This is a genomic window from Paenibacillus tarimensis, assembly GCF_021532315.1.
GTDB classification, from domain to species: domain Bacteria; phylum Bacillota; class Bacilli; order Paenibacillales; family Paenibacillaceae; genus Paenibacillus_I; species Paenibacillus_I tarimensis.
On the sequence record NZ_JAKGAO010000027.1, the window covers coordinates 58,118 to 82,685 of the forward strand.

26 protein-coding genes and 1 other annotated feature are annotated in these 24,568 nt (G+C 53.6%); of the genes, 10 read left to right on the plus strand and 16 right to left on the minus strand.

Features of this window, described 5'->3' with window-relative positions; translation table 11 throughout:
* Positions 1-21: 21 nt before the first annotated feature.
* The 3 genes from L1N82_RS20320 (at position 22) to pstA (ending at position 2,825) form a co-directional block, all read left to right on the plus strand.
* Positions 22-873: a phosphate ABC transporter substrate-binding protein gene (locus L1N82_RS20320; RefSeq protein ID WP_235289291.1), complete on the plus strand. Its 852-nt coding sequence runs from the start codon at positions 22-24 to the stop codon at positions 871-873.
* A 99-nt stretch (positions 874-972) separates the two neighbouring features.
* Positions 973-1,932, plus strand: a complete 960-nt coding sequence (gene pstC / locus L1N82_RS20325) for a phosphate ABC transporter permease subunit PstC (RefSeq protein WP_235289292.1) — start codon at positions 973-975, stop codon at positions 1,930-1,932.
* Positions 1,933-1,979: 47 nt separating this feature from the next.
* Positions 1,980-2,825, plus strand: a complete 846-nt coding sequence (pstA, locus tag L1N82_RS20330) for a phosphate ABC transporter permease PstA (protein ID WP_407946795.1) — start codon at positions 1,980-1,982, stop codon at positions 2,823-2,825.
* 93 nt (positions 2,826-2,918) lie between these two features.
* Here pstA and L1N82_RS20335 read toward each other — a convergent pair whose 3' ends face one another.
* From L1N82_RS20335 to L1N82_RS20350, 4 genes are all read right to left on the minus strand, one after another.
* Positions 2,919-3,494 carry a DinB family protein gene (locus L1N82_RS20335; protein ID WP_235289294.1) on the minus strand — a complete coding sequence of 192 codons (576 nt, stop codon included), beginning with the start codon at positions 3,492-3,494 and terminating at the stop codon, positions 2,919-2,921.
* A 66-nt stretch (positions 3,495-3,560) separates the two neighbouring features.
* Positions 3,561-4,523, minus strand: coding sequence for a helix-turn-helix transcriptional regulator (locus tag L1N82_RS20340; protein ID WP_235289295.1), 963 nt, complete (start codon positions 4,521-4,523; stop codon positions 3,561-3,563).
* Positions 4,524-4,559: 36 nt separating this feature from the next.
* Positions 4,560-5,426, minus strand: coding sequence for a helix-turn-helix transcriptional regulator (locus L1N82_RS20345; protein WP_235289296.1), 867 nt, complete (start codon positions 5,424-5,426; stop codon positions 4,560-4,562).
* 435 nt (positions 5,427-5,861) lie between these two features.
* Complete coding sequence (locus tag L1N82_RS20350; protein WP_235289297.1) at positions 5,862-7,439, minus strand: 2-isopropylmalate synthase; 1,578 nt, start codon at positions 7,437-7,439, stop codon at positions 5,862-5,864.
* A gap of 69 nt (positions 7,440-7,508) precedes the next feature.
* Positions 7,509-7,867, minus strand: a binding site (T-box leader).
* A 677-nt stretch (positions 7,868-8,544) separates the two neighbouring features.
* Between L1N82_RS20350 and L1N82_RS20355 the strand changes: the two genes are divergently transcribed.
* Positions 8,545-8,970: a hypothetical protein gene (locus L1N82_RS20355; protein WP_235289298.1), complete on the plus strand. Its 426-nt coding sequence runs from the start codon at positions 8,545-8,547 to the stop codon at positions 8,968-8,970.
* Positions 8,970-10,046 (plus strand): phosphodiester glycosidase family protein, encoded by a 1,077-nt coding sequence (locus L1N82_RS20360; protein ID WP_235289299.1) that lies wholly within the window; start codon positions 8,970-8,972, stop codon positions 10,044-10,046. The genes L1N82_RS20355 and L1N82_RS20360 overlap by 1 nt, the downstream gene beginning before the upstream one ends.
* Positions 10,047-10,151: 105 nt before the next feature.
* On the opposite strand, the gene tsaD is transcribed toward L1N82_RS20360, so the two are convergent.
* The 8 genes from tsaD to L1N82_RS20400 all read right to left on the minus strand — a co-directional run bounded on the left by tsaD (position 10,152) and on the right by L1N82_RS20400 (position 15,778).
* A complete protein-coding gene (gene tsaD / locus L1N82_RS20365) occupies positions 10,152-11,213 on the minus strand; it encodes a tRNA (adenosine(37)-N6)-threonylcarbamoyltransferase complex transferase subunit TsaD (RefSeq protein WP_235289300.1) in 1,062 nt (353 codons plus the stop codon).
* On the minus strand, positions 11,179-11,715 hold the full coding sequence (gene rimI / locus L1N82_RS20370) for a ribosomal protein S18-alanine N-acetyltransferase (RefSeq protein WP_235289301.1): 537 nt from the start codon (positions 11,713-11,715) through the stop codon (positions 11,179-11,181). The genes tsaD and rimI overlap by 35 nt, the downstream gene beginning before the upstream one ends.
* 5 nt (positions 11,716-11,720) lie before the next feature.
* A complete protein-coding gene (tsaB, locus tag L1N82_RS20375) occupies positions 11,721-12,521 on the minus strand; it encodes a tRNA (adenosine(37)-N6)-threonylcarbamoyltransferase complex dimerization subunit type 1 TsaB (protein WP_235289302.1) in 801 nt (266 codons plus the stop codon).
* Positions 12,518-13,009: a tRNA (adenosine(37)-N6)-threonylcarbamoyltransferase complex ATPase subunit type 1 TsaE gene (tsaE, locus tag L1N82_RS20380; RefSeq protein WP_235289303.1), complete on the minus strand. Its 492-nt coding sequence runs from the start codon at positions 13,007-13,009 to the stop codon at positions 12,518-12,520. The genes tsaB and tsaE overlap by 4 nt, the downstream gene beginning before the upstream one ends.
* 140 nt (positions 13,010-13,149) lie before the next feature.
* Positions 13,150-13,986, minus strand: a complete 837-nt coding sequence (locus tag L1N82_RS20385) for a YitT family protein (protein WP_235289328.1) — start codon at positions 13,984-13,986, stop codon at positions 13,150-13,152.
* A gap of 381 nt (positions 13,987-14,367) precedes the next feature.
* Positions 14,368-15,324 (minus strand): polysaccharide deacetylase family protein, encoded by a 957-nt coding sequence (locus tag L1N82_RS20390; RefSeq protein ID WP_235289304.1) that lies wholly within the window; start codon positions 15,322-15,324, stop codon positions 14,368-14,370.
* Between the two features lie 38 nt (positions 15,325-15,362).
* Positions 15,363-15,548: an H-type small acid-soluble spore protein gene (locus tag L1N82_RS20395; protein ID WP_235289305.1), complete on the minus strand. Its 186-nt coding sequence runs from the start codon at positions 15,546-15,548 to the stop codon at positions 15,363-15,365.
* A 41-nt stretch (positions 15,549-15,589) separates the two neighbouring features.
* Positions 15,590-15,778 (minus strand): hypothetical protein, encoded by a 189-nt coding sequence (locus L1N82_RS20400; protein ID WP_235289306.1) that lies wholly within the window; start codon positions 15,776-15,778, stop codon positions 15,590-15,592.
* Between the two features lie 166 nt (positions 15,779-15,944).
* On the opposite strand from L1N82_RS20400, the gene ku reads away from it, so the two are divergent.
* From ku to ligD, 3 genes are read left to right on the plus strand one after another with little or no spacing between them, the layout of a single operon-like run.
* Complete coding sequence (ku, locus tag L1N82_RS20405; RefSeq protein ID WP_235289307.1) at positions 15,945-16,973, plus strand: non-homologous end joining protein Ku; 1,029 nt, start codon at positions 15,945-15,947, stop codon at positions 16,971-16,973.
* Positions 16,974-16,975: 2 nt separating this feature from the next.
* Complete coding sequence (locus L1N82_RS20410) at positions 16,976-17,983, plus strand: ATP-dependent DNA ligase (RefSeq protein ID WP_235289308.1); 1,008 nt, start codon at positions 16,976-16,978, stop codon at positions 17,981-17,983.
* A gap of 7 nt (positions 17,984-17,990) precedes the next feature.
* Positions 17,991-18,887, plus strand: a complete 897-nt coding sequence (ligD, locus tag L1N82_RS20415) for a non-homologous end-joining DNA ligase (protein WP_235289309.1) — start codon at positions 17,991-17,993, stop codon at positions 18,885-18,887.
* Between the two features lie 38 nt (positions 18,888-18,925).
* Here the strand turns inward: ligD and cls are convergent, their stop codons facing one another.
* The gene (gene cls / locus L1N82_RS20420) at positions 18,926-20,353 is read right to left on the minus strand and encodes a cardiolipin synthase (protein ID WP_235289310.1); all 1,428 of its coding nucleotides are present in this window, start codon (positions 20,351-20,353) and stop codon (positions 18,926-18,928) included.
* 197 nt (positions 20,354-20,550) lie between these two features.
* Here cls and L1N82_RS20425 point away from each other — a divergent pair, with 197 nt between their 5' ends.
* Both L1N82_RS20425 and L1N82_RS20430 read left to right on the plus strand, forming a co-directional pair.
* On the plus strand, positions 20,551-21,567 hold the full coding sequence (locus L1N82_RS20425; protein WP_235289311.1) for a M23 family metallopeptidase: 1,017 nt from the start codon (positions 20,551-20,553) through the stop codon (positions 21,565-21,567).
* A gap of 2 nt (positions 21,568-21,569) precedes the next feature.
* The gene (locus L1N82_RS20430; RefSeq protein ID WP_235289312.1) at positions 21,570-22,031 is read left to right on the plus strand and encodes a bactofilin family protein; all 462 of its coding nucleotides are present in this window, start codon (positions 21,570-21,572) and stop codon (positions 22,029-22,031) included.
* 93 nt (positions 22,032-22,124) lie between these two features.
* Here the strand turns inward: L1N82_RS20430 and L1N82_RS20435 are convergent, their stop codons facing one another.
* From L1N82_RS20435 to L1N82_RS20445, 3 genes are all read right to left on the minus strand, one after another.
* Positions 22,125-22,427 carry a hypothetical protein gene (locus tag L1N82_RS20435; RefSeq protein ID WP_235289313.1) on the minus strand — a complete coding sequence of 101 codons (303 nt, stop codon included), beginning with the start codon at positions 22,425-22,427 and terminating at the stop codon, positions 22,125-22,127.
* Between the two features lie 102 nt (positions 22,428-22,529).
* A complete protein-coding gene (locus L1N82_RS20440) occupies positions 22,530-23,378 on the minus strand; it encodes an inositol monophosphatase family protein (RefSeq protein WP_235289314.1) in 849 nt (282 codons plus the stop codon).
* A 112-nt stretch (positions 23,379-23,490) separates the two neighbouring features.
* Positions 23,491-24,312, minus strand: coding sequence for a sulfite exporter TauE/SafE family protein (locus L1N82_RS20445; RefSeq protein ID WP_235289315.1), 822 nt, complete (start codon positions 24,310-24,312; stop codon positions 23,491-23,493).
* Between the last annotated feature and the right edge of the window lie 256 nt (positions 24,313-24,568).

A 24,568-nucleotide genomic window follows, 5' to 3' on the forward strand; every position in this document is an offset into this window, starting at 1 on the left:
AATCGAGAGGAGATTTCCACTATGAAATGGTTTAAAAAACTGGCTGTCGTCACACTTGCAGCCGCATTCACTCTGTCTGCTGTAACATCTGCAGGTGCCGCAAGCAAGCTGAGCGGTAAAATCGTCATCAACGGCTCTTCTGCCCTTCTGCCGCTCACGCTGCAGGCTGCGAATGAATTCAAGAAGCTGCATCCTAAGGTCAAAATTTCTGCTTCGGCCGCGGGTTCGGTTACCGGTCCACAGGCCGTTCGCAAAGGCATTGCCGATATCGGCGCCTGCGACTGGGACGCATCCACTGACGTGCCCGGCTTCAAAAAATTCACCGGACAAATTGCCAACAAAGTAGCGGTAATCCCGTTCGCGGCTGTCGTGAACAGCAATGTAAAGGTCGATAACCTGACAACGAAGCAGCTGCAGGACATCTTCTCCGGCAAGGTGACCAACTGGAAAGACGTAGGCGGTTCTGATGCTGAGATTGTTGTTGTTAACCGCTCCTTCGGTTCGGGTACACGCGTTAACTTCCAGCTCAAAGCGCTGGATGGCTCCGATTTCATGAGCAAAGGCAGCAACTATAAGGAAGTAAAGTCGAGCGGCGATATGAAGACAGCTGTCGAGTCCACCCCTAATGCCATTGGTTATATGGACCTGGCTTACGTAACGAGCAAGATGAAGGCTCTGAAGATTGACGGTGTTGCCCCTACGGAAGCCAATGTCATTAACAAAAAGTATGATGTTTGGAGCTATGGTTATTACATGACAAGCGAGAAGCCGTCGGATGCCACAAAAGAATTCATTAAATACGTGCAAAGCGCCAAATTCCAGAATGGATCTCTGAAAAAGCTGAAGTTCATTCCGCTTTCGGCCATGAAATAAGCTTCCCTCAAATTCAAGAGTATACATTTAACCGGAAGAACAGCCGGCTGGCGCCTTACTGCCCAGCTGGCTGTTCTATCTATTGGAGGAAACCGTAGCATGCTTAATCCATCCACAGCCGGGCAGTCCGTTGCAGCCGGAGAACTCGGCTCCAGTCTGAAGAGCCGTTCCGGCAAGCCGTTTGACCGCAAGTCCAGGCTGTTCTTCACGAACCGCGTGTTTCGTTATATCTGTATCGGCTGCGCGGCCTTCGTCTGTCTGATCCTGCTGGCGATTTTGGGCTTGATGTTCCGCACCGGCGTATTGACGTTCCAAGACGTCTCCCTCTCCGAATTCTTCTTCTCCACGGAATGGGTGCCGGAGAACGAGCAGTACGGCGCTCTGCCCTTTATCTTCGGCACCTTTGCACTGACCCTGCTTACACTGGCCATATCCGTGCCTATCTCTATTTTTGTGGCTGTATTTCTGGCGGTAATGACCCCAGGCTGGCTCAAAAACCTGCTTCGGCCGGTCATGGACCTGCTGGTCGGTATTCCATCGGTCGTCTATGGTTATCTTGGCCTGACCATTCTGATCCCGTTGATCCGCGACTTGACCGGCTCCAGCATGGGGGATGGGCTGCTGGCTGCATCCTTGGTGCTGACTGTCATGGTCCTGCCTACCATAAGCCGGATCAGCGATGATGCCATCTCAGCCGTTCCCAAGCGTTATGTAGATGCTTCATATGCCCTTGGAGGCACCCGCTTCCAGACGGTATTCAAGGTCATGCTGCCCGCTGCGAAGAGCGGTATTATGTATGCTGTTATTCTTGGGATGGCACGCGCAATCGGTGAAACAATGGCTGTGGTCATGGTTATTGGCAACACGCCGCAGCTTGCGGACAGCCTGCTTAAGCCTACCTCTGTCCTGACCAGCAACATTGTTATGCAAATTCCGAATGTCCCGTTTGACTCCACTTGGAACTACGCGCTCTATATGATGGGCTTTCTGCTGCTCGTAATATCATTATTAATGATTGTGGCGGTACGCCTCTTTCAAAGGAAAGGAGGGCGGGTCTGATGCGGTCAAATGCAGCAGAGCGCAATCCTTTCACCACCGGCAGGAACATGAACCGGATCCGCAATCATATTTTCACTGCCTTGGTGTGGACAATCGGTATAACGGTTATTTTGTTTATCTTCGGGCTCCTGTTCCTGATTCTAAAAGACGGGCTTCCCAAGCTTTCGCTGGATTTCCTCTATGGTCTTCCAAGTGAAATCGAGGAAGGCGGCGGCATCGGTCCGATGCTGTTTAACTCATTCTATATCCTGATCATCTCGCTGATTATCGCAATCCCGCTCGGCATGGCTGCCGGGATCTATCTTGCCGAATTTGCCCCTGATAACAAGTGGATCGGCTTTGTCCGGATATGCGTGGAGGGCTTGGCATCAGTCCCGTCCCTGATCTTCGGCCTCTTCGGGATCGCCTTGTTCGTTGAGCTGTTCGAGGTCGGACTGACGATTCTGGGCGCCGCTGTCAGCCTCGCCTTCCTGAACCTTCCGGTTCTCACGCGGGTGACAGAGGAGTCGATTCGTGCGGTTCCGCAGGATATCAAGAACGCATCCTTCGCGCTTGGCGGAACGCATCTTCAGACCATCATGAGAGTATTAATTCCTGTTGCCCAGAACGGCATCATTACGGGTATCTGTCTGGTAGCCGGGCGCGCCTTCGGGGAAAGTGCCGTCATTATTCTAACCGGCGGTGTATCAACATCCGGGGAAATGTGGGATTTCAACCTTCTCTCCCCTGGAGCTAATCTGGCAGTCCATCTGTGGTATGTACAGTCTGAAGCCATTGTGCCTGACGCTGCGGATATTGCACAGAAGGCAGCTGCTGTACTGGTCTGCATTGTCCTCATCATTAATCTGCTGTTCCGTATCCCGCTCTGGCTGAGCAGCCGCAAAATGAAATAATTGGCTAATAGCAAAGGCGGATCGCCGCACACACCCTGTCAAGGGGGCTGTGCGGCGATCCGCCTGTTTGTTATCCAAATTATCCGGTCCCCGCTAGATCAGTGGCATTAATCCCTGCTCAATCCACTGTTCACGGGTAGGACCGTAGAGATCAGGAATACGCAGTCCGGCCTGGCGCATCAGAACCGTCATTTGCCCGCGGTGATGAACCTCATGCATGATAAGAACCTTCAGTGTCAAGCCATTCGGCCAGTCTTCACCGTACATATTTTGCGTTACCTGGAGATCAGCATCTGTCCAGCTTTTGTGTACCGCAGCCAGCATGTTTCGAGATGTCATCCGATAGGCCTCGGCAATGACCACAGCCGAAGCCGGGGTCAAATCCGCATACTTCCCTTCTTCATCCCCGCTATCCTGCTGCCCATCCGGCGATGGCGCCTGTCCCGTCAGTCGCCCCACCAGTCGATGCGGCGCTTCGAACTCAAGCCCCGCCCGGTGCAACATCTCATGTTGGGAATCCACCAGATGCCAGGCCAGCTGTCCCAAGGTTCTGTAGTCTGGAGCAATCCGTACGTTCAATGATTCATCTGTCAGGCTATCCATTACCCTTGCTGTAGCCGCGCTTTCATTCAGCCATTCCGCTTCAAATGCTTGAATTGTCGTATACATGCCAAAAAACCTCCCTGAAATGATGATTCTCCATCATCATAACGGAAGGTCACTGCCAACTGTATGTCAGTGTTCATGAATGTAATCCGGATAAAGCTTACAAATCTCCATCGCTTTCCTGTATAAGCGGCTTGCTGTCTCCCTCGGCTCCAAAACCCGCACATTCGTTCCAAAGGACAGCAGCCAGCCATAGAGCCATGGCTCATCAGGCTGAACCGTCTCCACCAGCAGCTTCCCGTCAGGCTGCTCTTGAATTTTCTCCGGCTCATACCGGTCCTCCACCAGTGCTCGGCTCGCCGGCTCGAAGAGCAGCTTAAGCCGGATAAGCGGCCTGTCCCGCATAAGCATGCTGTCCCAGCGAAGCGGCTCTGACGTAAATTCGCTCTCTCTGCGCACGAAGCTTGTGGGCAGGAGTTCCAGCTGCTTAATCCGCGAAAGGCGGAAAATCCGAAACTCTTTTCTCAGCAGGCAATAGCCGTATAAGTACCATACATAACCTTTCAGAACAACAAGCATGGGTTCACAGGTCCGCCTCGTCTGCTCTCCCCGCCCGTTGGTATAGTCAAATTCGACATGTCTGCAGGAAGCAATCGCCTGCTTCAGGCTGTCCAGCCGTTTACGCTCGGCTTCACCGGAATGCCACGGGTTAAGGTCAATCATCATCTGCTGCGCAGTCTCTGACCCTTCCTGCCCGCTCCCTGCATTTGCGACCAGCGCGCTAACCTTATCCAGCAGACCGCTGACAAGCTTCTCATCCATTGTGAAGTGTATCCCGCGAAGCGCCACAATGATCGATTCCAGCTCTTCCATCGTGAGATACTGCCTCTCGATCCGGTACTGCTCCATAATCTCGTAGCCGCCGTCCATTCCGGTATGTGCGGCCACCGGAATTCCGGCAGCACACAACGACTCGATATCCCGATAAATGGTTCGCTGGGACACCTCAAACCGTTCGGAGAGCTCGCGAGCGCTGATCCTTTTTCGGCCAAGCAGCAGCATAACGATGGCGAGCAACCGCTCCAATTTCATCCTGCGTTCTCACCCCTGTTCGCAGTATATCAGCATTTAAGACCCGTCTCTTGTGTACTGCTTGCGGTATTGCAGCGGCGATAACCCCGTACGCTCCGAGAAGCAGCGGGAAAAATGCGGGGTTTGACGGAATCCCGTCTCACTGGCGATTCGCGCAATCGGCCAGTCCGTCTTGAGCAGCAGCAGCTTCGCCTGATCAAGACGATACAGCAGCATGTACTGCTGTGGTGTACAACCGTAGACCTCCACCATACAGCGTGCTATGTAGTTGGGATGCAGGCCGAGTCCTTGCCCGAGCTCCTTGTTTGTGACGGGGTTGCGGTAGTTCATCTTCATGAAAGCGGCTGCACGCTCTGCTACACCTACGGAGGTTGGGGCAGAGTCGTTCCGCCAGCCCTCATCAAGCATTTCGATCAAATGCAGAAACAGCTGCTGCCGTTCCCAGAAGGATGCATGTGAGGAAGCATGGGCGGCTTCGTGCATCTTCGCCAAGATTTCCTTCGCCTGCTCCGGGTAAGCCAGCTGCAGAAATTTAGGCAGTCTGATCGCATACACATAGTAATCGCCGTGAAGTGTACCGCTGTTTACATAGTCGGATTCCTCCCATTCTCCGGCCGTCTGGAAATGTACCCAATCAAACACGGTCGTCTCATCGCAAGGCTTAGGTGAATAATGCCAGCGGTCGGGGCGCAGAATCAGCATTTGGCCCGGACCAAGCGACCAGCTGCGCCGCTCCTCTGCTACATGCAGGGTACCGCTGTGGACAAACAGCAGATCGAACACTCCCAAATTTGACCGGTTAGGATGCTCGGCTCCCGGATGGTAGCAGACCCTGTTCGACTCAATAAAGTACGGGAGCGGCGGAGCCAGAAATGTCAGAATGCGTGTGCTCGTTTGACTCATCATTAGTAGTCTCCCAGATCCGAAGCCGCAGCAGGGTGACAAGATTTTGCCTGCTGCCCTGTTATGAATTGCCCTCCTATTCTATCAAAAGGTTCAGCTGCTGGGAACGCCCGATTTACAAAAGCTGGGGAAAGTTGAGCTATCCACGTTTTCCACAGACTTGTCCACAAACGTGTGTAAGTTGTTAGGCAATTCAGGCAGGTTTCACTAATAAAAAAAGCCCGCCGGTAACACACTTTTAATGAATTGTGTGCAACAGGCAGGGCTTATGAAATATTTACACACATTATCCACATTATCCACAGCCAGTCTGTGTAAAAACTATCCCCTACTGGCCTGAACACTAGAGCCACGTGCCATACGGCTTCTTAAGGGTTATACACATATTGAGGTTAATATGTGGATAAGTTTGTGCACAACCAAAATTTTTCCTTTTTATCCTGCCGATTCAGCACTCTTACGATCCTCATTCCGGTTAGCGCTCATTACCGCCTGATTGCAGGCTCCAATATAAGCCTCCGCGACCGCCAGAATAACATCATTATGAATCGAAGTTCCTCTGTATCGTTGTCCACTGTGGATAATCGTTACAACTGCCTCGCCCTTGGCGTCCTCGCCTGTTGATAATGAATGAAGCTCCAAATCTTCAAATTCAGCCGCTGCGGGAATCGCTTGCCGGATGCAGTTAATAACAGCCTCGATTGGCCCAGTACCAATAGCTGAGTACGTGCGCTCCCCGTGTCCTCCGCGCTCCCGGATCGTTACCGATGCCATTCTCGCCCGCTGGGTGCCGGACAGAACCTGGAGCTCCGTCAGCACATAAGGCTCCTCATGCTCACTTGATAATTCCCCGACCAGACGCATCAGCTGATCGTCCGTTACGACCTTCTGCTCATCAGCTAATACCTTGAACCGTTCATAAACAGCTTCCAGCTGCTCGGCAGTCAGCTCCGCTCCGTAGGATGATGCGCGGTCCTTGATCGCATGACGTCCGGAATGCTTGCCCAGAATGATCATGCTGCGCGGAATGCCCATCGCCTCCGGATCCATAATCTCGTACGTATTCCGGTTCTTAAGCAGGCCATCCTGATGGATACCCGATTCATGCTGGAAAGCATTGCGTCCCACAATCGGTTTATTATAAGCCAGCGGAAAATTCATCGTACGGCTTACCAGCCGTGACGTGTTATATACTTCCTCCACGTTTATACCCGTTTCCGCCTGAAGTGTATCCGAACGTGTCTGGATCGCCATAACCAGCTCCTCCAGCGAACAGTTGCCCGCCCTCTCTCCAATGCCGTTAACCGTAACTTCAACCTGGGTTGCGCCGGCCCGAATCGCTGCAATGCTGTTGGCAACCGCCATGCCCAGATCATTGTGGCAGTGGGCGCTGTATCTGACCTTCTCGCCTCCGCGTGCCTGTCTGCGTACAGTCCGGAACAGCTCGCCGTACTCCTCTGGCAGCGCATAGCCGAGCGTATCCGGCAGGTTAATGATGGTTGCCCCCTCCTGGATGACGGCCTCCACCAGCTCGATCACGAATTCCATACCCGAGCGGGTGGAATCCATTGGAGAAAACTCGATCTCGTCTACGAACTGCTTGCCGTATGCCACCATCTGGCGAGCAATAGCAATGACCTCGTCACGTGTTTTGCGCAGCTGGAAATTCAGATGAATATCCGACGATGAAATAAACAGATGCAGGCGGCGGCGCACAGCATCCTGCGTAGCTTTGACTGCGGCATCAATGTCTCCGCGCACCGCCCGGGCGAAGCCGACGATCTCTGTTTGCTGCAGCTCTCGGGAGATCTGCTGAACGGCAGCAAATTCGCCAGGACTCGATACCGGAAAGCCCGGCTCAATTACATCAATGCCCAGCTTCTCCAACTGGCGGGCCAGAATAATTTTCTGTTCAGGCTTGATGGAAGCACCCGGCGACTGCTCACCGTCACGCAGCGTGGTATCAAAAATGTGGATTCTGGACCGGTTCCCCGGCACGTTATTATTATTCATTGTTATGTTCCCTCCATTTATTGGATCTTTATTGCCGCCGCATACAAAAAAGACCTGCCGTCTCCCGGAAAAAGAGACGACAGGTCTTGACTGCCGCGGTACCACTCTTGTTGACCGCCTTGTTCGGCGGTCCGCTTCGAGCAGAGACTTCATCTTGAAAGGTAAGGCAGCAGGAGAAACCTGAACCAGCCTGTAATGGACGCATCCATTGTCATGATAGAAGCTCTGCACCCGGTAACGGGGGTCAGCCGCAGCTGCGTACACGGTGCGCGTCCGCACCACTTCCGCAGCTTCACTCCCAGGCGAGTTCAACAGCTATGTTCCCTCTGCGTCGCACCATCCCGCAGCTCTCTGACCGGCCCGCTCTGCTAAAGCAAAGATGCCGCTGGAATATCTGGCTGTTTACTACTCCTGTTCACTGTGTGTTGTTATATGCGATTAAACCAAAAAAACCTGCCGTCTCCTGAATGAAATCAAGAGACGACAGGTTTGTTAATAGCCCGCGCGGTACCACCCTTGTTGACGCCCCGTTTCCGGCGAAGCGCCCACTTATTCCCACTGCACGGCAGCTATACAGCTCGTGTAGCGGGCACCCGGTGACGGGGGTTAGCCGTAACGGTCTGGATGAATGCAAGCTGCGGTATAATCCGCGCTGCCGTCCTTGAACCGTTCCGCTCCCAGGCGAGATTTCAGGTGTTCTTCGACTGCGTTGCACCACCCCGCAGCTCTCTGACCGCCTATCCAATCATAGGCCGGTATCCCGAACGTCCTTACTTGCTCCTGTTCACAGCGTTTCCTGTATGGTCATCTAGGTGTAACAAGTTGTTGATCCTATTATAGTCACCCGATAAATATCTGTCAATTCTGAAATTAATCATTTATTTTTGATTGCAGATTGATGACAGCTTCATTAAAATTCCCTGTTTTTCTATCAACATCCTGCTGCCATATGGTAGAATATAGACCGTAGTTATGTAACCTAAGCAAGCCGCTGATGCCGCTTCGTTTCGTCCAGATGCTTCATTCCCCCCGTCAAGCTACTGCTGCCGCTGAAGGCCAAAGGCCCGTCACTATTCTATTATTTTACCGAGGTGAATATAACAACATGCAATCCAACATCCAGACTACGGCTGCAAGCGGGTATGAGCGTTCCGCCCGTAAAGCCGCCAAACCTCCAATTGCGTTACTCGTTACAGCCTGGTTAATTCTGATCGCCGGCGGAGCGGCCGGAATGGTGTGGTATACCGGTTATATACAGCGTAATATTACGACTGAAATTGAACTGCAGACCGCAGCCAGGATCGGCACCATGCAGGCAGATTATATAGCGCGCATAGAACAGCTTGAAACAGGGCTGCAGGCGGAGATATCCCAAATTTCCGGTAAAGTCGATTCCCTGAACGAGCTGCTGACATTTACCAAAGATAACGCCAATAACAAGACCGATAACAGCAACAAGCTGTACACCCAAATCAACGAAGTCAAGAAACAACTCGACGAACTAAAGAAAAACCTGGATGTGTTGAAATAATGAAAATACGGATCAAAGATGTCAACCGGGTGTTTTTGCTCGCCACCGCTCCGTTCCTCGGAGCGGCGATTTGGCTTCTGCTGTCCGGCATGACAATCATGCCAGGAGATGCTGCTTATCCGCCGCTTGATGAAGACAAGCTGCCGCAGACCGGGCACCAGGCCGATGCCATTGTGCAAAAGCTGGAGCAGGCTAATGCCTTAGCCGTTCAGACTGCAGAATCGATCAAGAAGGACGCAGAGCTCTACAGCAAGACCAATGCGGAGATGAGGGCTATAGTAAACAGTACTGCCTTACAGAAGGAGCGCCCGCTTCATATCTATGACCGGCGGATTACGATTAAGCTTGGCTCGCCTTCCGAATCCGTTCAGACCGACAATCTGCGAGCGCAGCTCTATTATATTAAAGCACAGCATTTCGTAGGATATGCGCTGAAGGTGAAGCTGAAGACCGATAAGGCGATGTCCATGGTTCTGGGCAAAGATGAGTTCGGCAGGTCTGAGACGACACTGGCCGCAGTCAAGCGTTACAAAGCCTTCGCCGGGGTGAACGCCGGAGGCTATGCAGACGGCAACGGGAAGCGGTATCCGCTGAGCACTACCGTCGTGGACGGCGAATATGTGGGCGGCTTCCAGCCTTCGGTCAAGGACCTGTTCTTCGTTGGCTTGAATGAGGATTTAAAGCTCATCGGAGGCAAGTATTCCCGTAAAGACCAGCTTGATAAGCAGAAGCCGAAATTCGGCGCTTCCTTCGTTCCCATTCTGATGAAAAATGGCAAGAAGCAGGAAATCCCGGCCAAGTGGAAGACCAGCCCGCTCCGTGCACCGCGGACAGTTATCGCCAATTACAAGGATGACCAGCTGCTATTCCTGGTCACTGACGGCTATAACGAAGGAGGACGTTCAGGAGCGACGCTTGAGGAAATCCAGATTTTGCTACAGCGCTTTGGCGTCAAGGATGCCTACAATCTTGATGGAGGCGGATCATCCACTCTGGTTTTCAATGGAAGGGTCGTTAATAAACCATCGGACGGACAAATGCGCAGATTGGCTACAAACTTCCTATTCTTTAAGTAAGGACGCAAGGTTCTTGGCACTTATTGATCGTATACAAATGCAAGAAAATAACCCGGAGAATGCGCCGTTTAGGCGCTCTCCGGGTTTTTGCAGCTTCCTGCTGTTTTAGACATTTACGTGTCCGACCGACCAGTCTTCAAGCGGCAGGCCAGGATCGGCCTTCATATCAAGGCTCGTGAACTCGCCGCGAACCCACTTCAGGTGGGCAGCGGCTCCGATCATCGCTGCGTTATCCGTACATAAGGACAGCGGTGGAATCAGCAGCGGAATTCCCTTCTCCTCGCAGCGCGCTTGCAGGGCTGCGCGCAGGCCGCCGTTAGCCGCTACGCCGCCGCACAGCAGCAGCTGCCTTGCCCCGAATTGCTTCACAGCACGCAGCGCCTTCGTAACGAGTACATCAATAACCGATTCTTGGAACCCTCTTGCAAGCGCAGCCGTGTTCAGCTCTTCGCCTTTCATCCGTGTCTGGTTAATGACGGCCAGCACGGCTGATTTAAGGCCGCTAAAGCTGAAGTCATAAGAATCCGTCTCCAGCCAAGCCCGCGGCAGCTCACGTACCTCTGCCGACTGCTGCGCCAAACGGTCCACATGCGGCCCTCCCGGGTAAGGGAAGTTAAGAGCGCGTGCCACCTTATCGTAGGCCTCACCGACGGCATCGTCACGTGTGCGGCCAATCATTCGAAACTCCCCTTCCCGCTCCAAAAGCACAAGCTCCGTATGACCGCCTGAGACAACCAGTGCCAAGGAAGGATAAACAATATCATCGACCAGATTATTCGCATAGATGTGTCCGGCAATATGATGGGTTCCAATCAGCGGAATATCCAGCGCCATAGCCAGACTCTTGGCGGCTACGATTCCAACCAGCAGCGCGCCGACCAGGCCTGGACCCTGCGTCACAGCAACAGCCGACAGGTCATGGAGCTTAATCCCCGCTTCCTTAACTGCAGCTTCCATCATCAGGGTGATGACCTCCACATGCTTGCGGGAGGCAATCTCCGGCACAACACCGCCAAACTGGCGGTGTGTCTCAATCTGGCTCGAAACCAGGTTGGATATAATCTCTTTACCGCCGCGTACAACAGCTACCGATGTTTCGTCGCAGCTGGTTTCAATGGCCAATATCAGTTCTTCACCGGGTTGTCCGGCCGTCCGGGCTGCCGTCAAAGCTGTTCGCCTCCCCTTCCGTTAGATCCGCCCACATAATCAGAGCGTCTTCCTGGTTATCCGTATAATAGCGGGGGCGCAGACCGCTAGGCTTGAAGCCGAATTTTCGGTATAAATTCTGGGCTGGTTCATTGGAAACCCGGACCTCCAGCGTAATCGCACGGGAACCGTACTGGACCGCTGTCTTCAGAATTTCTTTCATCAGCAGGTTGCCGAGCCCGCGTCCTCTAAAGGTCTCCCGAATCGCTATATTCGTGATATGCGCTTCATCGATGATCGTCCACATGCCGCCGTAGCCAATAATTCTGGCATCAAGCTCCATAACAATGTATCGCGCAAAGTGATTATGCTTCAATTCATTCAGGAACGCCTCGGGAGACCAGGGCGCTGTGAACGATTCCCGCTCAATTTCCGTAATCGCCGGGATATCATCAAGCTCCATCCGGCGGAAGGAAACCTCCGGCTCCGGACGGGTCACCGCTGCACTTGATGCCTGATCCATTCTCCTCATCCCCCCTGCTGCCTGGCGGCGGCAAGCTTGGCTTCCGCTTCCGCAAGCTGTGTGTAATTAGGTACAAAGCTGTGAACGTCATCCTGTTCACCGCGAAGCAGGCGCTCTGCCCCCAGCATGCCCAGCGAGCGTCCTTCCATACTGCTTGCCGCAATCCGGACTTCTACCGGTGTACCGGTTAATGAAGCTGCCAAGCGCTCGGCCTCTTCCTCATGCAACGAAGGGTCGCCCCCTATTCGAATGATGGCTGGCGTTTCCTGTAAAGCCAGCTCCAGCAGCTCATCCACCCACTCCCGCATCAAGCGGATTCCATCCGGGCGACGGCGCTGCCAGCCCTCAGCACCCGCTTCGAACAGACCGCTGTACACCTGTCCCCTTCGGGCATCCATCAGCGGGATATACCACTGCTTCGTCGTTCCCTCAAGCTGAGCCTCCGAGCCCTCACGGAACGCTCCATAAGCGAGCGCCTCAAGGCTGGATACGCCAATCAGCGGCTTGTCCCACACCCAGGCCAGCGTCTTGCCGACCGTTACAGCAATCCGCATGCCGGTATAGGAGCCCGGTCCCTGACCCACAGTAATTCCGTCTACGCCGGATGCGTCCAGTCCCGCTTCAAGAAGCAGCTGCTGAACCTTCGATACGGTCAGAACGGAATGGTTCCGCTCAGCAAACGACTGAATGTCCGCCAGCGTGTTCCCGCCGTGAACGACAGCCGCCGCCAAAGCCGCCGTCGAAGTATCGAGCGCCAGAATGACAGGTGAACCCTCCTTGTAAACTCCTTCTTGCTGTACTGTCATACCTGACCCTCCTTCTCCTGCAGCTGCCTGCACCAATGCGTGTATGGCTCCCCAAGCCCCCTAATCCGGAACCGGCGGCCGTCATCCTCAATCAGTGAAATAAACAGCTCAATCCGGTTATCCGGCAGCAGCTCCGGAATCAGGCTTGCCCATTCCACGATCGTTACGCCCTCGCCGTAAAAATAATCATCGAGCCCAAGCTCATCGGCCTCCATTTGGGAGAGCCGGTATACATCCATATGATAAAAGGGCATGACAGCCCCCTCGTACTCCTTGATTATTGTAAAAGTAGGGCTGTTAACGACCCCCGCAACACCGATCGCCCTCGCGAAGGCCTGCGAGAAGAACGTTTTTCCGGCCCCCAAATCACCGTCGAGTGTAATTACAGTCCCTGGAACTGACCGGGCTGCAAGCTCTTCAGCCAAACGGATTGTCCCGGGCGGGTCCCAGGCTGTCCACTCCAATTCTTCGCTATTCCTAAGTTCCATGACTGCCCTTCACCCGTTCATTCTGAGATAGACCGCGGCAATATGCGGTATTTTGCCTTTAATTATAGCGATACGCCCCTCAACCCGCAACAAAGCAGGGCAGCGCATCCACCAATGCGGACGACGGGCTGCCCTGCAGACTAGTGAATATCCTTCTTCTTGAAACGGCCGCCCCGGACATCATGAATATTGCCAATAGCCAGGAAGGCACTAGGGTCGAGCTCCTGCACAATCGACTTCAGCTTGGCTTCTTCCAGACGGGTTATCACACAGAAGATCACCTTCTTGTTGTCACCAGTGAAGGCGCCCTCACCGTGCATATACGTCACACCCCGGCCCAGTCGGCTTATGATTGCAGCCCCAAGCTCCTCATGCTCATCGCTGATGATCCAAACCGACTTGGACTCATCCAGGCCTTCTATGGTCACATCCATCGTCTTGTAGGCAATAAAGTACGCTAGAATAGAGTACATGGCACTTTCCCAGTTGAACACGAAGCCGGCGCTCAGCAGGATGAACAGATTGAAAAACATGACAATCTCTCCAACCGAGAAGGGGGACGCCTTGCTGATCAAAATCGCGACAATCTCTGTCCCGTCGAGTGAACCGCCAAAACGGATGACAAGACCCACCCCGATTCCAAGGATAACGCCGCCAAATATAGCAGCTAGTATTTCTGTGATTTCGACCGGTTTAACATAGTGGAGCAGATATGTACTAATGGATAATACCGCTACCCCATACAGGGTAGACATTGCAAACGTCTTGCCGATTTGCTTATAGCCAAGAAACAGAAACGGCAGATTGATAAGGAACAGATAAAGTCCGAGCGGAAGCGGTGTGAGCTCAGAGAGCATAATGGAAATACCGGTGATTCCGCCATCAATAATTTCATTAGGCACCAGGAAAATCTCAAGTGATACCGCCATCAATAATGCGCCAATAGTAATGAATACAATCCGTGTAAAAATCTCCAGCTTGGATAAGCCTGTATGCTGCTGTCGTACCGTAAGCCACTCCTCCTCATATCGTGTCTTTTCCTATTGTACCGTACATGAGAGGAATGGAGAATGCTAACTGCTAAGTGCATTGTCAGATGCCTCTGCATGACGTACACTAGAGTAGAATCACTAATCAATCTTTCTGTTAAGGAGTGTTACACGAAATGAGCCGTAAACGAACCAAACCCGCAGAACCTCAGCCGCAGCATAAGTTGGATGCTACCCGCAGCAGTTGGACGCGCAAGCCTCACACCCAGATTGTCCCAAATAAAAAAGCAGAACAGCGCCGTATGCGTTGCCGGAGAGGCAATTCAGACGGCGCTGTTGTGTTTACGGGTCGCCCTCTCACCCCAAGGGCTATTGGGGAATTCCAAGCATTCCGGGTATCGTAACGAAACGAACCCCGTCTCTCTTGAGCTTGGCCACAATCTCTGGAACCGCCTGTACGGTACCGGTCAGATCCTGGCCCACTCCTCCGCCTGAATGCTGCAGAACGATGGCTCCCGGCCCGATATGGGCAAGCACATTAACGGCCACCTGCTCACGGTTCAGGTTCTTCCAATCCAGCGAATCAACATTCCAGTTTACCACCCGGCGCTTATTGCTAGCCAGCCATTTGATCTGTTCCTCAGAAATGTTGCCGTACGGAGGACGGACAAAGCTCGGTGCATACCCGGTATACGCTTTAACCAGCCGGTCTGTCTTCTGAATTTCCTCCCGGAACCGCGCGTCTGACAGCTTAATAAAGTTCGGGTGGCTGTACGAATGGTTCCCTACGACATGGCCCTCTGCTACAATTCTCCGCATCACATCAGGGTGCGCTTCAATCCGGTTGCCTACACAGAAGAACGTCGCTTTGACACCGGCTTTCTTCAGCGCGTCGAGGACGAGCGGTGTAAACACGGCATCAGGCGCATCGTCAAAGGTTAAAGCAACTTCCCTCCGGCCCTCTGAGCCGCTGAGCACGAACGTGCTCGGGTATTTGCGGTGCAGATCGGCAAGCGACATCGGAGCAGGCTCCCGGATTTGCTCTTCAAGACCATCCTCAAGCTCCGGTGTCGATGCTTGTAATCGCATCAGACTGCTGTCCGCCCCGGCCGATTGCTGACTCGTCCGGTTCACGCCAGCTCCACCCCCAGAGTTTTCCTCCTGCTGCAACCTACCCTGCTCAGGAACTGGTGCACTGTGCTCCTGCCTGATCTCCTTCCGCATCTGCTGGCGCAGCTCCATACCCGAAGGTCCGGTATTGGTATTCGTGCAAGCTGCCATCAGTATGAGGCTCACGCCGCTGATAATGGTTATAATTTTCTTCACTTGCGTTATCCTCCCTCCGCATTGAGGCTTTCCGTCTGTTAACGTGCAGGCTCTGTTAGTTTATCTACTGGCACCTTCTGGGTTTCTTTCCGGTCATCCAGCACCTGCACGGTTGCCGTTCCGTTACCCGCATCCACCTCATCGATCCATACCGAGTCGCCTAGATAATGAACAGGATATGTTTCCTTGGCATTTATAATTTCCAGTGCACGTTCTACGTTCATCTCTTATTCCTCCTTGTCTAAAGCCTTGAGGGCATACCTATCTACTCTTGCGGTTCATCCATGGTATCGGTTGTCGTTTCACCAATCAGGGCATTATGCACCGTTACTTGGCCGCCGCCCAATCCTTCATTAGTCATGCGGTCAATATCCATAAAATGATCATCTCGGCCCTCGTTCTTGGCATCCTTGGCTGCCTGCTGGCCGGATGATGAATTACCTGCTTCAACCATAACTGAAATCCTCCTTACAGGCGTTTAGGGTACTGGGTAAAAATATGCCCTTTCCGGTTGGATTTCATGCATTCAGGGAACACTTGTAACGAAAGAGTCAGCCGGGTAAGTCCTTATTCATTCAGCACATTATTGCAAACTTATCTACTGAAGGAGGCCGTAAATTATGCATACCGTCTGGAAGGGTGCCATCAGCTTTGGACTTGTCCATGTTCCAATCAAGATGTTCTCCGCTACTGAAGACAAGGATATCTCCATGCGCATGCTCCATAAGACATGCGGGGGACCGATCAGTTATGTCAAGCAGTGCCAAAACTGCAATGTCGATGTGAACGCTGAGGATATCGTCAAAGGCTACGAATACGAGAAGGGACGGTTCGTGCGGTTTGAGAAGGAGGAGCTGGAGCAGCTGACCACAGATGCCACGAAGACAATACAGATTCTGGACTTCGTCGATCTGGAGGAAATCGACCCGATTTATTTTCAGAAAACCTACTACCTCTCACCCGATCAGGCAGGCGGCAATGCTTATAACCTTCTGCTCGAAGCCATGAAGCAGTCGGGCCGGATCGGAATTGCGAAGATATCAATCCGTTCCAAGAGCAGTCTCGCTGCCATCCGGGTTATGGATAACTGTCTGGCTATGGAAACGATCTTCTATCCCGATGAAATCCGGCCGATCTCACAGGTTCCCGGTCTGCCGGAAGCCGTCTCCGCCAACGAGAAGGAGCTCAGCATGGCGTCACTTCTGATCGAGCAGCTGTCATCACCGTTTGAACCGGATAAGTACACCGACGATTACCGGTCACGGCTGATGGAGATGATCCAGGCCAAAATCGCGGGCGAGGAGATTCATGTCGCTCCTGAGCAGCAGCGCACCAACGTCGTGGATCTGATGGCTGCCCTTCAGGCGAGCCTGGAGGCCGTCAGTGTACCTGCGGCAGAGCCTTCCGCCGCGGCAGATAAGGGTGCTGCCAAGGACAAGAAGCGAGCCAAAGGTGACAAGAAGGCGGCAGCGGAAGCGGCCGAGGAAGCAGCGGAAGCGCTTATTAACGCGGAAGAGGGCATATCCGGTCGGCGTAAAACAGTCGCGGATGCGGAAGAACCATTAACGATTAATGCCGCAGGCGACATTGAGCCTTCTCCAAAACCGCGTAAAGGCGGCAAGAAGAAGGCTAAGGAGACTGTCTCCTGACCATGGCCGGGAAAAGAAATACGCCGCCGGCTCTTGAAGGTGCTGCCCCAGCGGCGGCGGTTAGCACCGGTACCGGATGGCCACCCCTGCCGGCCGAGCCGATGGCACCCATCCGGGAAGAATCCCTCCCTGCAGGGAGTGACTGGTGCTACCAGCTCAAGTGGGACGGAGTACGCATGCTGGCCAGGCTTGACGGAGCAGGCGGTGTTGAGCTGTATTCGAAGCAGCTGCTGGCAAAGAACAGCACCTACCCGGAGCTTGCGGCCATGCTGAAGGAAGTCTCCGGGCAGCTCGGCTCCTGCCTGCTGGACGGCGAGTTGGTCTATTGGGACAGCAGCAGGCCAGTCTTTCAAAAGGTGCTGCAGCGGGAGCGAATGCGCGGGCCCGGAAGGCAGGCAGGCCAGGATCAGCATGGTCTGCTGTATGTCTTGTTTGATCTGCTGCATGATCAGGGCCGGGACCTGCGTTCACTCCCCTATGAAGAACGGTACAGGCTGCTTCAGAAGAAGTGGCCCAAGCGGGCGGGCATGATGCTGGTCACAGACATGTTTGATAATGGACAAGCCTTATGGCAGTGGGTGGAGAAGAATGGCTGGGAAGGGGTCGTCAGCAAGCGGAAGTCTTCACCCTACCGTGAAGGGAAGAAGCACCGCGACTGGCTGAAGAAGAAGACAGCCCTGCTGCTTGAGGTTAATATTGTAGGCATCAAGCTGAGGGACAACCGGGTGGCCAGTCTGATTATGGCGCTGGACGGCAGCTTCATCGGCAGCGTTTCCCTGGGATTAAACGAGCAGATGAAGCAGTTGCTGCTGAGCGGTATCCAGGCAGGCGGCCAGCTTCAACCAACTGAGGCAAACCCGCTGGGGAGGCTGCCGCAGGAGCTGAAGGGCGAGAATGTCGTGTGGCTGAAGCAGCCCTTCGTCTGCACGGTAACGGGGCTGGAGATGACATCGGCCGGATTGCTTCGCCATCCCCAGCTGGCCGGATTCGGAAGACAGGAAGGACGGTGAGGAAAGCATGCCAGTCAAAACAAAAGGCACCGTAAATATCGGCGGCCATGATATCTCGATCAGTAATCCCGAGAAGCTGCTGTGGCCGGAGGCAGGCATTACGAAGCTTGTCTATCTGGAAAAGCTGGCCGTATTAGCGCCTTACCTGCTCAAGCATTGTCAAGGCCGCTATCTGACCACAATCCGTTACCCGAACGGCATTCATGGCAAATCATTCTACCAGAAGAACTGCCCGGAGCCCGTTCCGCCCTATGTGCGGATCGCGGAGCAGGGAGGCATCCAGTATGTTCATCTGGATTCGCTGCCGACTCTGATCTGGCTGGGAAACCTGGCCTGTCTGGAGTTCCATGCATCCTTCGACCGGATCGGGCAGCCCGAGCAGCCGACGGAGTGGATTCTTGATATCGATCCCTCACTCGATGAGGAGCCGCGCATTATGAGAGCCGCATGGCTGGCTGGAGAACTGCTGCGCTCGCTCGGGCTTCAGTCGGTCCCCAAGACGTCAGGCGCAACCGGCGTCCAGATAATAGTCCCTGTAGAACCCGATTTAACCTTTGACGAGCTTCGGCTGTTTGGCCAGTTCATCGGAGAATATCTTGCCCGGGCGCATCCTGAGCTGTTCACGGTTGAACGGTTGAAGAAGAATAGAGGAGCCCTGATCTACCTCGATTATCTTCAGCACTATCAAGGCAAAACCTTGTCCGCCCCTTATACGCCGCGGGCTCGCCAAGCGGCCTCCGTCTCGACTCCTCTCTACTGGGAAGAGGTTCGCGAAGGCGTGCATCCCGCCGACTACAATCTTCACACCATCGGAGAGAGGCTGGCAAAGCATGGCGATCTGCTGGATCGTGTACCGGCACAGAACATCCGCGCACTGCTTGATTTCATTACACGTAAAGGGTGAGCGTCGCTGGACGCTATCCCGCGCACAGGCTGAAATCACTAAAGCAGCGGTGACAGCATCCGCGCGACTACCTGTCCGAACCGGCTGCGCAGCGGCCGGGAACGGATCTCATACAGACTAAGCTCATGCGAATTCGCCAAATCCTCTATAAAATCTTCCTCGATCTTCTTCATCGGCTTAGGATCGAACAGCAGCGCGTTGATCTCAAAGTTACTGTAGAAGCTCCGCTGATCCATATTAGCTGTCCCAACCGAAGCGAGCAGATGGTCGACAAGCAGCACCTTTGCGTGCATGAAGCCCTTTCCATACCGGTACACACGTACCCCGGCCGCCATTAATTCCTCTACGTAAGATAAGCTGGCAGCCAGCACAAGCTTCGAATCCGATACACCCGGAATTATGATTCTCACATCCACACCGCTCAAAGCCGCCGTTCGCAGCGCCATCAGCAAGCTTTCATCCGGAATGAAGTACGGCGTAGCGATATAGATACGTTTCTTCGCCGCTGCAAGAGCCGCAAACACACATTCCAGGATTTCTTCCAATCCGCTGTTCGGTCCGCTGGAGACAATCTGCACCTGCTCATCGCTGCTGCAATGATGCAGCGGCAGATACTCGGGGTCAGACAGTTTCTCCCTTGCCGTGAACCACCAGTCCTTCAGGAATACCTCCTGCAGGTAATAAACCGAGTCGCCTTCAAGCCTGACATGTGTGTCGCGCCAATAGCCCAGCTTCGGATTTTTGCCTAAGTACTCATCCCCGATATTAATACCCCCGATAAAACCTACTGTCCCGTCGATAATGGCAATTTTGCGGTGATTCCGATAGTTAATACGCTTATCAAAAAAAGCGATACGCGGTGTCAAGAAGCATTCGGTCTCCACGCCCGCTTGCTCAAGCTCCCTTATGTATTCACTGCTAAGCTCGTAACTTCCCACCCCGTCATAGATCAGCCTGACCTTGATCCCCTGCTTCGCCTTGCGGATAAGCAGCTCCTTGAATCTGCAGCCGATCTCATCGTGGCGGATCGTATAGTACTCCATATGCACATGATGCTCGGCCTTCTCAATTGCTGCAATTATCGCATCGAAGGTTGCCTGCCCGTCCGTGAGGACCTCTGCCTTATTGCAGCCGGTTATCGGGGAATCCGTAAAATGATGCAGCAGATGGAACAGCCTCTCCTGGTGCAAGTAATCCCGGTTAGTCATATCAGACGGCCGGTGGATCAGCTTGCTGCGCCTGAGGGCCGTTAGCCTGACCTCCTCCGGCGGTATGCCGCGCTTGCGGATCTTATGCCGGTTCCGGTATTCCTTTGCAAGGAAATAGTACATTACAAAGCCGATCACCGGGAGTACAAACAAGATTAGAATCCAGGCTACCGATTTGGCGGGACGGCGGAATTCAAGAATGAGAATAGTGGCGATCTGAAAGATGAAGATAAGCAGTGCAATTGTAAACCAGAACATGTTTCCCGCCTCCTTCACAGTCCTGTCATTATTGTACCCAAAAAACGGCGGCTGCGTTACAGACATGCCTGCAAGGGGCTGTCTCCTGCTTATTCAGACATCTATTACTTCTATTTTGTTGGCATGTTTTAGAGCTTTCAAGAATAAATAGCTATAGAACGTTCAAACATGATGAGCCGGCTGGAAGGAGATGCATGTTGAGAAGAGCCAGATCAGGCAAATGGTCGCTGATGGTTATTCGTGGCGCAGACAAAAATGTCAAACAGTTTCAAGTATCCAAACGCTCCATGATTGCTGCCCCAGCCGCTGCCCTGCTTGCCGTATCCGGCTGCTTTATCACCCTACAGATGCGCTCCGCCCACCTGATCGGGGAGCTTGAAGAGCAGCTCGAGCAGCAGTCATCCGCCTGGGAAGCAACTGTCGAAGAGAAGGACAGTCATATCGAAGAGCTGGAAGAAAATGTTGCCGAGCTGTCCGAGCATACCGAGGAGATGAAGGCCAAGCTCCAGGATCTGTACGAGCTCGAGAGCCGGCTTAAGAGCTTCATCGAAACTTACGGAGGAGAAGCTCCTACCGGCGCGTCGGCACCGGCTCTTCCCCCTGCAGCCGCAGCTGCCGTTTCCTCCATAACGGCAGCCTCCCTGCCCTCGGCTGCTCCGCCGTCCGCTGGAGAAACAGCAGATCAGATGATTGCCATGCTGAATGGCGATGAGCCGGATTTTCGGCAGCTGACCGCCATGATTAACGATATGGAAGAGGCTATGGAATACTCGCTGAAGCAGGCTAAGCTCCGGCAGGCTGCGGCAAATGCCGTTCCAACCGGGTGGCCCACAACCTCCAAGCGTATGACATCCGGCTTCGGCTACCGGACCGATCCCTTTACCCGTAAATCCACCTTCCACGCAGGGATTGATATCGCCGGCAGCACCGGGGACGCCGTCTTCGCTGCTGCAGATGGAACTGTTACGGAGAGCGGCTACGATTCGGGCAAGGGCAATTATATTATCATTAAACACCGGAGAGGACTCCAAACGGTCTATATGCATCTAAGCCAACGAGAAGCGAAGGAAGGGGAAAGCGTCGTGCGGGGCGAGAAAATCGGTCTGCTTGGCTCAACCGGCCGCAGCACCGGGCCTCACCTTCATTTTGAAATCATGCAGCACGACGAGCCCGTCAACCCGTTAAAATATCTCAGGCTAGTAAAGGAGGACTAACCATGTTCAAAGACCATTCCAGCAAGCGGCTTTCGGTAACCGACACATTAATTGGCCAGGGCACAGTCGCAGAGGGCAAGATTAGCTGCGAAGCAGGACTGCGTGTGGAGGGCGAATACCGGGGTGATATTACCTGCAAAGGCGATGTCATTATCGGGGAATGCGGCGTGGCCCGCTCCAATATTGAAGCACGGGACGTCACGATTGCGGGCAAGGTATACGGAGACATCCAGACTACCGGCAGGCTCACCATCACTTCTTCCGGCCAGCTGCACGGCAACGTCGCAGCCAAGGCTCTAATCATACTGGACGGTGCTGTGCTGAACGGTTCCTGCCGGATGAACGACAAGCAGTCCGAAGGTGCAAAGACCGGTTCCCAGCCGCATGCCGTCCAGGACCGCGACAATTCCCAGCAGTCCGCCAAGGAGCAGCGCGAAGGCGCCAAGGCTAGACAGGCTGGCTAAGTTAAAGTCAGGGCGCCTCCTTCTAAGCCAGCCAGGCTCCCTGTCGCTCTTCATTAACAAAACAAGGCGCTGCATGTGCAGCGCCTTGTTTTGTTACTTGCCTTCATTGTCCTGTTCATTCTGCCGCTCTGTCCGCTCCATATAGCGGTCATAGCGGTCGTCGATCTCGCGGGCGATGCTGCGGAACCGCTTGGTCTCTTCTACGATTGGGTCATGCATGGACTGAATCCGGACCTCATATTTGGGCGAAAGCTTCGCTTTAAGGCGGGCTTCGCGGTCCCTGTCTTCCTCTACAGGCCCATCAGTCAGACGGCCTGCCAGCTCTTGCTCCAGTTCACTACCCTGCTCCTGTTCCGGGTCCATGTCCTGACTCTCCCGATTATCGGATTCCTTCATCAACGATCACTCCCTTGATGACAAGCTCGGAAACTGTTCATCCCTGCTTATATTGCACCTTTACCCAAAGAATCAACCGGAACGAATAGCAACAAGCTTTATCTATTTACCCGCTTCCTGAAGCAGAGTGAGCAGCTCGTCATGGATACTGCCGCTTGTCGCAACAACATCCTTGATTCCCAGATGATACTCCTCACCGTTCAGACCGGTTACCCTTCCGCCGGACTCCTGGATCAGCAGTGAGCCTGCCGCCAGATCCCATGGGTGAAGTCCCATCTCCCAGAAGCCGCTCAGCCGGCCGGCAGCTACATAAGCCATATGCAGTGCGGCTGAACCCGAAGCACGGATATTACGAGCTTTCGGAGCTACGTACTGAAGCTGCTTCATATTCAGCGGCAGCGCCTGCTGATGGTCGGCCGGGAATCCGGTTGCCAGCAAACTCTCACGTACCGCCTTCTCCTGCGATACCCGCATTCTGCGACCGTGCACATAGGCTCCCTTGCCCTTCTCGGCGATGAAGAGCTCATCACGTGAAGGATCATAGACAACACCAAGTATGATTTCACCCTTATACGCCAAAGCTATGGATACCACAAAGAACGGGAAGCCGTGGACGAAATTCGTCGTACCGTCGATCGGATCAACAATCCACAGATACTCAGCCTCCTTTACATTGTCAAGCGCTTCCAGAGAGGCGTTTGGTCCAGGCTCTACCCCTTCTTCACCCAGAAAAGAGTGATCCGGAAAATGCGTCATGATCAGGTTACGGATCATCGTCTCCGAACCCTTATCTATTTCGGTCACCAGGTCATGCTGCGAGAATTTCATATTGAGGCTCACATAACTGCCTAACTTCGTCTTTATCCATTCCCCCGCTTTCGCCGCGCAGTTGATGGCGACGGCTGCAAAGCTCTTCCGTCCCACGATTGGTTCTTGAACTTCATCACTCACTTATCATCACTTCTTTCTGTTTATATCATCCACGCTACCTAATCTACCGTTCACTAACTAGTATACGTCTCCTGCATGGCCAAGTTTCGCCTCTTAGCCCGGCCCGCAGCGCCTAAATTTGGGTCAAGCCTTCAATAATCAGCTGTGCCGAGAGAATAAACAGGGTTACGCGCAGCAGCCACAGCAAGCCTTTACCTGACATTCGGACGGCTATGTAGGCGCCAACCTTCCCGCCAATCCATGCACCAGGAATAAGTGCCAGCACCAGTCTCCAGTCCGTTTCACCGATGACCGCATGAACTCCGCTGCCCAGTATGGATGACAGAAATATGACAAACATTGAAGTTGCCGTCGCCACATGCGGCGGAAAGCGGAATAAGAGGACCATAACCGGAACAAACAGTGAACCGCCCCCTATACCGAAGAGACCGGACACAAGCCCGACACCAAATCCCACCAGCAGCCCGGGCAGGAGGGCAAAGCCGTACTCGTGACTCTGTCCCTGCTGGTCCACATACGTTCTGCTGATAGGCCAGATCTTAGCCGATGGCTTAATATAATCCCGCGCAATCAGCAGTCCAGCCATCAGGAGGATGAATACGCCAAACATAAGCTGGAACCAACCGCCCTGAAGCCGTCCTGTGACGGCTGATCCAAGCATGGCTGCCGGGCCGCTGCTGATGAAGAGCATCCAGCCGATCCGGAAGTCTACCCGCTTCTTCTTGGTATACGACAATGTAGAGGCAAGTGCTGTGACAATTAGCACAGCCAACGAGGTCCCCACCGCTGCTGCATGGCTGATTTCACCGCCGGTAAGAACCGGACCGAGCAGCATCAGTGAAGGGACAATAATAATTCCGCCGCCTAAACCTACTATACTGCCGAATACGGCAGCCAGCAGTCCAAGCAGGACCAGCAGTATAATCTCAATCATATGCTCACACCTTCTAAGTACGGACAAGTTCGGATATCCGCGCACAGTCAGCCGTTATTACCAGCATCCCCAGCCGCCCGCTGTTTCAACCAGCTACCGCCCGTATCACCTATTGGGGAAAAAAAACCGCCAAGAAGCCCTGACGGTGTTTACGAATAACGTCCACGGTCTGACGAAAACCCTGCCGCACCCCGGCAATACGATAACTGTACCGGCATTTAAGCCCTGGTTCTCCTCTAATACCCTTTAAACCGAT